The sequence below is a fragment of the Eggerthella timonensis genome (assembly GCF_900184265.1).
GTDB lineage: Bacteria > Actinomycetota > Coriobacteriia > Coriobacteriales > Eggerthellaceae > Eggerthella > Eggerthella timonensis.
Map to the genome: position 1 here is coordinate 108,846 of NZ_FXXA01000002.1, position 12,684 is coordinate 121,529.

The following is a 12,684-nucleotide window of genomic DNA, read 5'->3' on the forward strand; positions in this document are numbered from 1 at the left end:
TCGTCTTCTATTCGGTGCCTTCCGCTATCCTACCCCATAGGGTGCGCGAAGTCAGCACGCGGAAAACCTTAAAACACGATGCCGAGCGCATTCGCCAGCAAACCCCAGATGACGCCCATCGCGTAAAGCCCCACGATGATGGCGACGTTCTCTTTCACGTGCCGGTTCGTGCGCACGAGCACGAGCAGGCCCACGCCCGCCGAGACGAGCAGGCCTGCCAGCATGGCACCCGAGCCCAGCACGCCCTCCACGTACAGCTGCGCGATGACGATGCTGGCCGCACAGTTCGGGACAAGGCCCACCAGCGCCGAGCCGAACACCGAAAGCGCCGGATTCGCACTGAGGAACTCGGCCAGCACATCCTCGCCCACCACGGCAAGCAGGCCGTTCAGAGCGAGCGTGATGAGGAAGATGAACAAGGTCACCTGCAGCGTATGCTTGACCGCGCTTCTCAGGATGCCGCCTTCGCCGTCGTGGCAGTGGCAATGTTCCTGCTCGCAGAGATCGTGGATGTGCAGCGGCATATCGATGCGGCGCGCGATGCGCAGGCCGGCGTCCACGAGGAAGCCCATGATCATGCCGATGATGATCTTCGCGCCGACGATCTTCAGGATGACGTCGAGCGGAACCTGCTCGGCGATGAAGATGGGCAGCATCTCGTCCGAGGTGGACAGAAACACGGCGAACAGCGTTCCCAGCGTGATGACGCGCCCGGCCCACAGCGTCGCGGCAGCCGCCGAGAAACCGCACTGGGGCACCACGCCCACGATGGCGCCGATGAACGGTCCCGCCGCGCCAGCGCGCTGGATGGCGGCTTCCGTCTTCCCGCTCGTCTTGTGCTCGAGCCACTCCATGGCCAAGTACGTGACGAACAGGAACGGGATGATGTAGAGCGTGTCCTTGACCGCGTCTACCAGCACGTCGAGTGCTATATGCATGATTTCTTCCATAGCGCCGTATTGTAGCCCAACCATCGCCCAACACCCATATCGTCGCGAAATGGTCACGGAACGCTAACCGTGCAGAGCCAGCCCAGATGCGCCGTATTTTCCAAGGCGCAGTTTTGCTATCGTCGGAAACCACGCATGCTTCGATAGAGAAAGAGGCCGTCCATGACACCCCGCCCGCTCGCCTTCGCACGCGCCAGCGCCAGCACGCGCTCCCTGCCTTTTCCGGCTCTCTTGATCGCCGGAGCCCTTGCCGCGGCGGCTGCGCTGCTCTGCTGGACCGCGCAACCAGCGTTTGCCAGCCCTGCGCCCTCTACCGTCATGGCGAATGGCGTGGATATGATCGCACACCCCGGCTCCGAAACAGACCCCATCCGCTACGATGCCGCGACGAACACGCTTACGCTCGAGAACGCCCTCGTCGACACGCCCTGCGTGATCACCGCCGACGATGACACGTACCGGTACGGCGTGTATGCCGACGGCGACCTCACGGTGCGGCTTGTTGGAACGAGCACGTTCGCGTTTCCAGCGTACAGCGAGGATAACGAGCTTAGCTGGGTCACGGCCATCGGGATGGAATCGACCGACGGTACCGACGACCTTGTAGGCCTTGTAGACGGAACCGGCGCACTCTCAACGCGGAACCGCATGATGCGAGGCGTTTCATGCGACGGAACCCTGAGCGTGCAGGGCGCGACGCTTTCCATGCAGACCCAATTCGAATGCCTTGTCGGCGATGGTGACATGTTCATCGAAGGGGCCGATCTTGCATGCAACATGGCGTACGGAACCGACGACCCGCTCAAGGCGGGCCACGCGCTGTATCAGCTCAACGACGCAACGCTGCGCATCTCATCGAGCACCGTTAACGTGGAGGCACCGGGCGGCCTCAGCACGGGCATCCAGTCGTGGGGCCCTGTCGTCATCGACGCCAGCACCGTGCACGTCGCAGCCGATAACACAGCGGTGTACGCAGGCAAAGAACGCGGCACGCTCGACGTCGCCGACAGCACGCTGACCGCGACGTCGGCCACTACGACAGCGGTGAAAGCCGATGCCGGAATATCATTCGCCGGAGCATCGCAGGTGGAAGCGGCTAGCGGGAACGCCTATCAGCCGTCGGCAGCGATCCACACCTACGGCACGGTCGAATTCGCCTTGGCCGACAACGGATTCGTGCATGCGGCAGTGCCTTCCGACGCCGTCGGGCGACACGACAGCGATTCGGCCGTGTTTGCAGCCGGCTTCCTCACCAAAGACGGAGACGGGCGCATCGTGCTCGGCGCAGACAATCGCATCGTCGATCCCGTCGGCGCGACAGTGGTGTCGTTCCGCGACCCCGATACGGACGTCACGTCCGCCTACATCGCCCAAGCGGACGGCTCCGACGCGGGAGACGTCACCGTCGCCGTTTCCCACGAGACGAGGCTCGTCGTAGAGCCGACAACGCTGTCGTTCTCCGCGACGGCAGGCTATTCCGATGTCGCGGCCCAGCGCTTGACCCTCTCCAACGCAGGAGACGTGCCGCTGCACGTCTCCGCAGACCCGCTGGAGCTGTTCACCGCCGACCTGCCGAACGGGCTCGAGCTTCAGCCCGGGCAGACCGCAGCGGTGTCCGTGAGGCCCGTAGCGGGGCTCGGCACCGGCTCCTACTCCGAGAAGCTGGCCTTCTCGACAGTCGAAGGAGCGCAGGCTTCCGCGGACGCCACGTTCCCCATGCCGAAAAAAAGGGAGGCAGCCGATGGCCGCCTCCCTGGTTAGTGCGTGGTTGCGCGTGGGCGCAGATGCTACATCATACCGCCCATGCCGCCGGCGCCGGCCATAGCGGCCATGGCCGCCGGATCCGGATCCTTCGGGATCTCGTTGATGGTGGCCTCGGTGATGAGGATGAGGGCAGCAACGGAGGCAGCGGACTGCAGAGCCGTGCGGGTCACCTTGACCGGGTCGTTGACACCCATCTCGATCATGTTGCCGTACTCGCCGTTGGCGCAGTTCAGGCCTTCGCCTGCACCCATGCCCTTGACGTGCTCGACCACGACGCTGCCCTCGAAGCCCGCGTTCTGGGCGATGGCGCGCATCGGAGCCTCGAGCGCCTTGCGGATGATGGCGACGCCGACCTCTTCGTCCTTGTCAGCAGCCTCGACCTTGTCGAGCGCGGGGAGCGCGTCCACGAGCGCCACGCCGCCGCCGGCGACGATGCCCTCTTCGACCGCCGCGCGGGTCGCCTGCAGGGCGTCCTCGATACGGGACTTCTTCTCCTTGAGCTCGGACTCGGTCGCAGCGCCCACCTTGAGCACCGCCACGCCGCCGGACAGCTTCGCCAGGCGCTCCTGCAGCTTCTCACGGTCGAAGTCGGAGTCGACGCGCTCGAGCTCGGCCTTGATCTGGCTGATGCGGTCGTCGATGGCCTTCTTGTCGCCGGCGCCGTCCACGATGAGGGCGGTGTCCTTGGTGACCTTGACCGTCTTGGCATGGCCCAGCATGTCGATGCGGGCATCGGCCATGGTCATGCCGAAGTCCTTGTCGATGACCTGCGCGCCCGTGACGGCGGCGATGTCCTCGAGGATGCGCTTGCGGCGGTCGCCGAAGCCGGGGGCCTTGATGGCGACGCAGTTGAACGTACCGCGCAGCTTGTTCAGCAGGATGGTGGCCAGAGCCTCGCCCTCGACGTCCTCCGCGACGATGAACAGCGGACGACCGGACTTCATGACCTCTTCCAGCAGCGGCACCATATCCTGGATGTTGGTGACCTTCTGGTCGGTGAGCAGGATGTAGGGGTCGCTGAGCACGGCCTCCATCTTCTCCATATCGGTGGCCATGTACGGCGAGATGTAGCCGCGCTCGTACTGCATGCCCTCGACGATGTCCATCTCGAGGCCGAACGTCTGGCTCTCCTCGACGGAAATGGCGCCGTCGTTGCCGACCGCGCTCATGGCCTCGGCGATGGCGTTGCCGATCTCGGCGTCGCCGGCGGAAATGGTGCCGACGTTCGCGATCTGCTCCTTGGTGGACACGGGCGTCGCGTCGGCCTTGATGGCCTCGACCACGACGTCGGTGGCCTTCTGAATGCCGCGGCGGATGCCAAGCGCATCAGCGCCGGCGGTCACGTTGCGCAGGCCCTCGGACACGATGACGTCGGCAAGCAGCGTCGCCGTCGTGGTGCCGTCGCCGGCCACGTCGTTCGTCTTCACGGCAACTTCGCGAACCAGCTGAGCGCCCATGTTTTCGATGGGATCCTCGAGCTCGACTTCCTTGGCGACGGTCACGCCGTCGTTCGTGATGAGCGGAGCGCCATAGGACTTCTCGAGCGCCACGTAGCGGCCCTTGGGCCCAAGCGTCACCTTGACGGCGTCGGCCAGCTTGTTGACACCGGCGGCAAGCGCGCTGCGAGCGTCGGCTTCGAACTTGATTTCCTTAGCCATGTTGCATGTATCCTTTCAACCGCGTTTATCAATAAAAGTAATCACAGGGTTTTTGTGGCGAGTCGCATAGCCGTGAAGCACCGAGGAGCTTGAGCTAAGCGGCCTGATGGGCCGTGTGCGAAAGCGACAAGGAGCTGAGGGGCTAGGCGGCCGTCACAAAAAGCCGTCAGGTCGAGCTATGCGAATACAGCGTACAGGTCGTCGCCGCGGAGGATCAGTACGTCCTCGCCCTCGACGTTGATCTCGGTGCCGCCGAACTTGCCGTATACGACCTTGTCGCCCACCTTCACGGGAACCGGAACGAGGTTGCCGTCCTTGTCGAGCTTGCCGTCGCCCACTGCCAGCACAGTGCCGCTCTGGGGCTTTTCCTTCGCCTCGGTTGCGAGGAACAGACCGGAGGCCGTCGTCTCCTCGGCCTCGTCCTGCTTGACGATAACGCGATCACCCAGAGGTTTCAAATTCATAACGTTGCCTTCCTTTCGTCCGACGTATGCACGAACCCGGTTTGCCGCATGTTCGCTATTTAACCACTCGTTCGTGGCGACTGCTAGCACTCCTCGGTAACGAGTGCTAAACACTGCGTTATCATAGCATCATCATCACTGAATGCAAGGGGATTTGAAGAAATCTGAGCGCCCGTGACTGAGATTTTGCGCAATCGTCAAACGATCATCACAAATGGGACGCGAGGGGACGGGTGAGGCGGGGGACGGGAAGTCTCACCCCCCCCCCCGCCTCACGCCACACTGGAACCTAGCGTGCCAGGGACCCGGGCTTCACCAGGCCGCCTTCGTAGGCGCGCACGACGAGTTGGGCGCGGTCGTGGGCGTCGAGCTTCGCCATGATGCGGGCGAGGTGGGTTTTCACCGTCGCGGGAGATATAAATAGTTCGGAGCCTATTTCGTCGTTCGTGAATCCGCGCGCGACCAGAGCGAGTATCTCGCGTTCTCGATCGGTAAGGGCGCGCAGGCCCGCCGCCACGGCAGCGGCGCCGCCGAGCGTGGCGGGACGAGTGGCCACGAACGTCTCGATGAGGCGACGCGTGATGGACGGCTCGATGAGCGCGTCGCCTTGCGCCACGACGCGTACGGCTGCGGCAATCTCGTCGGGCTCGGCGTCCTTGAGCAGAAACCCGCTGGCACCGGCGGCCAGCGCATCGTACACGTATTCATCGAGGTCGAACGTCGTGAGGATGAGCACGTGCACGCCCTCGAGCGCAGGGTCGTCATTGATGGCGCGCGTGGCCTCGATGCCGTTCATGCGCGGCATGCGAATATCCATGAGCACCACGTCGGGACGCAGCCGCGACGCCATCTCCACCGCTTCATGGCCATCGCGCGCCTCACCTACCACTTCGATGCCGTCGTAGGACATGAGAATGAGCTTGAAACCGCTGCGGACGAGATCCTGATCGTCCGCGACCACCACCCGCACGCGTTCTTCCATCTACGCCTCCGCTCCTTTCGTCGGCAGGCACGCGACCACGCGGAAGCCTCCGCCCGCCCGGTCGCCCGCCGAGAACGTGCCGCCCAGCAGGTGCACGCGCTCGGCCATGCCGGCGATGCCGTGACCCTCTCCATCAGCCGCCTGGGGCAGCGTGCCCGAAGACGTCGACGATGCCGACAGGCCGCACCCCTTTCCGTCGTCTTCCACCACGAGGCGCGCTTTGCCCGCCTCGATCGTCAAGCGAATGATCACCGTGCGCGCATGGGCGTGCCGCACGACGTTCGTGACGGCCTCGCGCGCGATGCCGAACAGCGCCATATCCACATGCGCCGGCACATCTGCTCGGCGGTAGCCCTTCACTTTGAGCGCGGCTTCGATGCCCGCATCGCGCAGGTACCCCGCGAGGTCGTCCAGCCGATCGGTTCCCGCCGTGGGCGCCGTCTCGGCCGCATCGTCGCCGCAGCGCAGCACGCCGATCATGCTGCGGATGTCGTCGAGCGCGCTCTTCGCCGTAGCGCGTACGGTGACGATGGCCTCCTTCGCCGCCGCAGGATCGCGATCGATCAAGCGCTCGGCTGCTGCCGCCTGGATGCTGACGGCGGACAGCGAATGCGCCGTGATGTCGTGCACCTCGCGCGCGATGCGCACGCGCTCTTCCTCCACGCGCCGAGCCGCCTCCTCCTCGCGCGTGCGCTCCGCTTCGACGGCGCGCTCCTCGGTGGCCTTCACGTAGGCGCGGTGGGTGCGGTAGGCGTAGCCGGCCAGACCGGCGGCCACCACCATCGCGATGTTCTGGAAGCGCGTGAACAGCACCATGTTCGCCGAGCCCGCGCGCGGATCCGAGAACATGAGGCCCGCCACCGCCAGCACCACCGCGACGATGGCCTCGGTGCGTCCACGCTCGCTGGCGATGGTGTAGAGCGCCACCACGGGCCCGACGATGGTAAGCGAGAACCCGTTGAACGCGTTCTGCAAACCCAGGAACGAGACGAGGCAGAACAGGAACACGGGCCACGGGAAGCGGCGGCGCACGATGAGCGGCAGCGTTGTGATGGCCAGGGCCACGAACACCTGCACGTTCGGCACGACGTTCACCATGCCCAGGTACTGACGCAGCGCGAGGTCGGGGATGACGATGCTCGAGGCTGCCAGCATCAGCTGCACGCAGCCGAAGAGGAACGCCAGCGCCGTGACGGCGGCGTCGATGCCCCAATCCTTGGGGCTCATCGGTCGATTGTTCACCAGAAAGTTGTCCATGGCCCCATACTACGCGACCCGTCGAGGCTCTGCCATACCCCAGCCGATGTATGTTGCCGAGAGGCGCTCGCAGCATGGAGGAAGTCCGGGAGCTCGGATGACGGTGAGCACTTCGAACCCTGGTTTGTCGGCGGAAAAGCGGGCGGGTGGACAAAAAGACTCGTATTCTTTATCTCCATTTGAAGATAAACAGAAACCACGGCAGCGTGACCAGGGAGTTTCAAAAAAATGAATTTCTCCGAGGCGCTCGAATCCTTGAAAAAGTAGCGAATACTCGAGTTTTTGTCCATGATGCTTTCAATCATAATTAAGAGTCGACTTATCGGCGCAGGGTGGCGCGCGCCTGGCGCAGGGCGACGTGCTGCGTTTCGCGTTGAGCGATGCGCGCCCCTCTGACGCTGGCCGACGTGCCCCCCGGCGTAGGGCGACGCGCTTCGTTTCGCGTTGGGCGACGCGCGCGCCTCTGGCGCTGGAAGGCGCGCTTCCCTCTGGCGCTGGCCGACGAGCTTCCGCTCGACACAGGTCGACGCCCCTCAGCGCTCCAGGAGGTCGAGCAGCTCTTGGCGCGTATGCACGCCGAGCTTGGAGTAGATGTTGCGCACGTGGCTGCGCACGGTGTTCTCGGTGACGAACAGCGCGTCGGCGATGTAAGCCTTCGTGCGGCCGCGCGCAAGGTAGACGAGGATCTCGGCCTCTCGATCGGTGAGGCCCCCTTCGTGCGCCACCACGGAACAGCGCGCATCGAGCTCCGTCTCGCTCGGAACCGCCGAAACCGCAAGCTCTTCAGGGTCCAAAGGCACGGTCGCCTCTTCCGCACGGCGCCGCTTGCGATCGCGCGAGAAGAACACGAGCGCCATGCACAGCGCGTACAGCACCACGACGATGATCACGAGGTAGCGCATCGTGTGCTCCGCCTCGTCGCCGGGGCCGCCCCCTGCCACACCGGCCGCGTACCCAGCCAACAGCGCGACGACCAGACACACCCGAGCGACCCCCATCGCGACACCCATCAGCACGTACGGCGACACCTTCCGCACATGCGCCACCTCGGCCACGAGGTACGTGATGAGCAGAGCGACGAACCAGTAGCTTCCCAGCAACAACAGCGAGAACACGAGGTTGTACTGCTCGCTGAGAAACGGCAGGAACACGAGCATCGCCGCGAGCACGGGCATGACGACGCCCGACACGGTGGACACCTTCGGGATGCGATGCGCCACGAACACGATGAAGCAGAAGACGACGATGGCGCCCACGATGGCGGCGATGGACACGGCGCCCGAGCCCTCGAAGTCGATGGAACCCGCCAGCATGAAGCTGTTCAGCAGCCCGATGACGGCCTCGAGCACGAAGAACGCCACGAGCGAGTCGCCCAGTTCCAGGAACGCATCGCGGTACGCGCCCCATCGCTCGCGCAGGGACGTTCCCGCCTGCGGGCGCGACCGCTCCTCGGCAACCCCTTCACCCTCGCTCGACGCGCGCAGCTGCCGTCGCACGAACCAGGCGCATCCCGCCATCACCACGAGCAGCGCACAGCTCAAGCGCATCTCCACATCGGCCGGCAGAGGCGACAAAGCCGACGACACCACCACGTTCACCAGCATGCCGAGCGCGATCTGCACCACGATGACGCTGGGTTTGCTGGCCGCGAACGCCTCGATCCAGAACAGCGACAGCATGACGCTTCCCGCACCGTACAGCACGCCGGGCACGAGCAGCGCGATGTCCGATGGGAGCGCCAACACCACGCCCAGCAGCGCTGCCAGGTTCCCCGCCAAAAGCAGCGCCGTGGGCAGCGCGAACGGCATGGTGTTCGGCTTGACCCGACCCGTCAGCGCAAGCGCGACGGCTACGGCAGCGCACACGATGACCGAACACGCCACCACCACGTTGAAGAAGAGGTCGGGCACGAACACGAAGGGCGCTTCCACGAACGCGAACGCGGAAAGGTAGGCGTTCGAGTTCACGCCGCGGTACAAGCCGAAACCCACGATCACCAGTGCCGAAAACACAGCCGGATGAACGCGCGACCGCGGCACCTGCTTCTGGTTGTTCCCTCCCGTATCCCTCATAGGGGGCATCATACCGGAAACGGGAGGGACCGATGAGGCAAACGCACGGGATTCCGGCTGTCCGAGGGCAATATAGTCCGAAACGGACGGTGACGAATTCCCTGATCGAACGTAGGGTGAACCCGTCGCCCCGCAAGCGGCGGCACGGAGGGATCGTCACGCAACAACAGGGAGGAACGCTATGGGAACTGCAATGGATCGCCGCAACTTCTTGAAGGCAGCCATCGCTTCGGGCGCGGTCATCGCCGCGGGCGGCGCGCTGGCAGGATGCTCGCCGAGCGGCGGCTCGTCGGACGGATCGAGCAGCGCGAACGCGAGCGAACAGGTGGTGGGCACGGCGCCCGTCTCGTTCAGCGAGGAAACCGATGTGCTCATCATAGGCACGGGCATCGCGGGCATGTCGGCGGCGATGGACCCTGTCGAAGCGGGCCACAAGGTGATGCTTGTGGACAAGCTGGAGCGCGTGGGCGGCGAGAGCTTCATCGCGTGCGGCGTCATGAACGTGTCGGGCAGCAAGATGCAGAAGGACGCCGGCATCGAAGGCGACCCCGAGGAGAAATGGAAGGCCTACCAGCCGGTGCTCGAGAAGAAGGGCGAGACCGACGACATGGAGTACAAGCACCGCGTGTACGTCTACCAGACCGAGTGGGCCGACCGCGTGGCCGCCGACTACGGCGCCGTGTTCCAGCCCATCACCGACTACATGAACACGGGCGCTCCCACTTCGATGCTGCTGCCGGGCAACGGCATCGGCGACATGACGCAGGTGCTCACGCCGCTGCAGAAGGGCCTCGAGCAGAAGGGCGCCACGTACAAGCTGAACCTGCGCGCCACGAACTTCATCGTAGACGGCGAGGGCGCGCCCATCGGCGTGCGCTTCAACGACGAGAAGAACGACAAGACCGTCGACATCCGCGCGAAGAAGATCATCGTGGCCACGGGCGGCTTCTCGTGCAACCAGGAAATGGTGTCCACGTACCTGCCCAGCCAGGCGCGCATGGGGCCGCTGACCGTGAACTCCATGGGCGAGGGCCATCAGCTGTGCAAGGCCATCGGCGGCGAGTACACGCACATGGACATGGAGGCGAACCGCATGAGCGACCTCGCCCAGGTGACGGTGTGGGGATACTTCTCGCCGCAGGTGCAGGTGACCCCGCAGGGCCGCCGCTTCATCAAGGAGGACCAGAGCCACGACTCGCCCGACAAGGCCGCCGAGCTGGGGCTGGGCTTCTGGTGGACCATCTTCGACGAGCAGACCATCAACGGCAGCCAGAAGTGGAACGTCGAGATGAACATGAAGGGCAACGCCGATCGCCTCGTGGGGCCGTGCGCCACGCTCGACGAGCTGGCCGAGGCCATGGACGTGCCCGCCGACACGCTGAAGTCCACGTTTGAAACCTACGACGCCATGGTGGCCGCGGGCGAGGACGCTGAATTCGGCAAGAAGCTGTTCCTGCAATCGCTGTCCGCGCCGTTTTACGCGATGAAGCACTTCCCCTATAGGTACAAGACGCACGGCGGCATGAAGATCACCACCGACAGCCAGTTGACGGACAAGGACGGCACCCCTATCCCGAACGTCTACTGCGCCGGTTCCACCGTTGCCGACAGCGGCAGCGACCTCAGCCCGAACGCGGGCAGCGGCCTCATCTCCGGCAAAGCCGTGGTCGAGGCGCTCAAGGCGTAGAGCATCTACCGCTCCCTCTCCCCAACGACGGATGGCCCCTCTCCAGGGGCCATCCGTCGTGCGACGACCGGACGCGGGAACGCCCACGTTATCGGGAATGAGACATTATCCCCGTCCCTTTGTCTCATTCAAATACTCCATCACGGCGTTCGCGGACTCGCGGCCGCTGTTCACCTGGTTGCCGAACGCGGTGCCCGGCATGTTGATGGTGTACACGTTGCGGTACAGCATGTTGCCGTCGTTTCCGATGGCGTACAGGCCGTCGATGGGGTTGCGGTCGCCGTCGAGCACGCGACGCTGCTTGTCGGTGGTGATGCCGCCGACCGAGAAGAAGTAGCTGTACGACAGCTTGGCCAGGTAGAACGGCGCCGTCTCGATGGGCACCATGAGATCGGCCGGCTTGCCGAAGTCGCTGTCGACGCCGTCGCGGCACAGCTCGTTATAGCGGTCGATCGTCGCCTTGAGCGCATCGGCGTCGAGGTTGAAGCTGCTCGCGAGAGCGTCGATCGAGTCGCCCGCGTACAAGCTTCCGCCGCCGTTCGACTTGAGCCCGTCGTCGAACGTCTTCTTCGCATCGTCGTCTTTGCCGAAGAACCGATCGAAGATGGCCTGGTCGAACACCACGTAGTTCGCCTTGTTGCCCTTGCCCGGAATGCACTGCAGCACGAGGTTGTCGTCGGTGAGATTCTCGCGCGTGTAACGCTGGCAGACCTCGTTCACCCACAGCACGGGACCGCCTGCAGCGATGCCGAAGTAGCCGTTGATGGGGTTCTCGGCCGCATCGTGGAAATCGATGGGCGGGAGTGCCTCGATGGCGTACAGGATGGATTGGGCCGAATCGGCCATGAAGTTCCGCGCGCCGTTGTCCATCGCAAGGCGATAGCCGTCGCCCGCGGCGTTCGGCGATCCCACAATATGCATGCCCTCGGTGTTCCAGCCCTGCTCAGCGATGACTTCCTCGTTGCCGCCGAAGCCGCCGGTGGCAAGCACCACCGCCTTCGCGTTGTACTGGAGCACGCCCTCGTCTCCGTCGGCATAGGCGCCGGTCACCGTGCCATCCTTTACGATGAGGCCGTTCACCGTGGTCTTGAGGTGCAGCTGCACGCCCAGCTCGTCGATGCGCGCCTTCATCGGCTCGACGTAGCCCACCGATGCCTTGTTGTCCTTGAACCAGTGGAACGTGGGGAACAGGCCGCCGTAGTAGTCGTCCACCGTGCCGGAGTACATGACGCCCTGCTCGATGCACCAGGCTATGTTATCGGCCGACTTGTCCACAAGGTCGAGCCACAAGTCGCCGTTCTGGCGATGCTGGCCGCGCGTGAGCTCGGCCTCCACGACTTCAGCGGGCTGGATGTCGATGCCCTGCTCGCGCTGCATCGTCGAATTGACGGCGAACATGCCTTCGACGAAGCTCGCGTTGCCTCCCACCTGGTTGTTCTTGTCCACGAGGATGAAATTCGTCCCGTTGAGCGCCGCCTGCACGGCGCACGCCAGGCCGCTGCCGCCTGCGCCGACGATGAGCAGGTCGGTGTCGTAGGTTTTGTCCACCTTGCCAGGCGCCTTGTTGCCGGGCACCGCGTCGCCGTTCGTGCCGGTGCCCGCGCCGCCCGCATCGCCCTGACCGGTGTCCTGCGGCGGCGTTGCGCAGGCGGTGAGGCCGCCCACCATCGCCGCCGCACCGGTAGCGCATGCGCCCGTCAGAAACGCACGGCGCGATATGCCGCTCCCGCGCTCCGCGTTGCTTTCCCCGACCATAGAAGACCTCCGATTCCGGATCCGTCGCCGCTCAGGCGGCACGAATGCGCCGATCGCAGCTCCAGCGAGTAGATACGGGGTCATTGTGTCATGCG

Annotated in this window: 9 protein-coding genes; 2 read left to right on the forward strand and 7 right to left on the reverse strand. The window is 64.7% G+C overall.

Features of this window, described 5'->3' with window-relative positions; genetic code table 11:
- Positions 1-68: 68 nt before the first annotated feature.
- A complete protein-coding gene (locus C1A15_RS00535; protein WP_245864851.1) occupies positions 69-938 on the reverse strand; it encodes an arsenic efflux protein in 870 nt (289 codons plus the stop codon).
- Between the two features lie 342 nt (positions 939-1,280).
- Here C1A15_RS00535 and C1A15_RS00540 point away from each other — a divergent pair, with 342 nt between their 5' ends.
- Complete coding sequence (locus tag C1A15_RS00540) at positions 1,281-2,711, forward strand: hypothetical protein (RefSeq protein ID WP_146001774.1); 1,431 nt, start codon at positions 1,281-1,283, stop codon at positions 2,709-2,711.
- 26 nt (positions 2,712-2,737) lie between these two features.
- Here the strand turns inward: C1A15_RS00540 and groL are convergent, their stop codons facing one another.
- The 5 genes from groL to C1A15_RS00565 all read right to left on the reverse strand — a co-directional run bounded on the left by groL (position 2,738) and on the right by C1A15_RS00565 (position 9,147).
- Complete coding sequence (gene groL / locus C1A15_RS00545; RefSeq protein ID WP_101720769.1) at positions 2,738-4,372, reverse strand: chaperonin GroEL; 1,635 nt, start codon at positions 4,370-4,372, stop codon at positions 2,738-2,740.
- A gap of 176 nt (positions 4,373-4,548) precedes the next feature.
- Positions 4,549-4,836, reverse strand: a complete 288-nt coding sequence (locus C1A15_RS00550) for a co-chaperone GroES (protein ID WP_101720770.1) — start codon at positions 4,834-4,836, stop codon at positions 4,549-4,551.
- A gap of 289 nt (positions 4,837-5,125) precedes the next feature.
- Complete coding sequence (locus C1A15_RS00555) at positions 5,126-5,818, reverse strand: response regulator transcription factor (RefSeq protein ID WP_101720771.1); 693 nt, start codon at positions 5,816-5,818, stop codon at positions 5,126-5,128.
- Positions 5,819-7,075, reverse strand: a complete 1,257-nt coding sequence (locus C1A15_RS00560; RefSeq protein WP_101720772.1) for a sensor histidine kinase — start codon at positions 7,073-7,075, stop codon at positions 5,819-5,821.
- 533 nt (positions 7,076-7,608) lie between these two features.
- Positions 7,609-9,147: a LuxR C-terminal-related transcriptional regulator gene (locus C1A15_RS00565; RefSeq protein WP_101720773.1), complete on the reverse strand. Its 1,539-nt coding sequence runs from the start codon at positions 9,145-9,147 to the stop codon at positions 7,609-7,611.
- 181 nt (positions 9,148-9,328) lie between these two features.
- On the opposite strand from C1A15_RS00565, the gene C1A15_RS00570 reads away from it, so the two are divergent.
- Entirely contained in the window at positions 9,329-10,834 is a 1,506-nt protein-coding gene (locus tag C1A15_RS00570) for an FAD-dependent oxidoreductase (RefSeq protein WP_101720774.1), read from the forward strand.
- Positions 10,835-10,939: 105 nt separating this feature from the next.
- Here C1A15_RS00570 and C1A15_RS00575 read toward each other — a convergent pair whose 3' ends face one another.
- Entirely contained in the window at positions 10,940-12,589 is a 1,650-nt protein-coding gene (locus C1A15_RS00575) for an FAD-dependent oxidoreductase (protein ID WP_101720775.1), read from the reverse strand.
- Positions 12,590-12,684 lie beyond the last annotated feature (95 nt).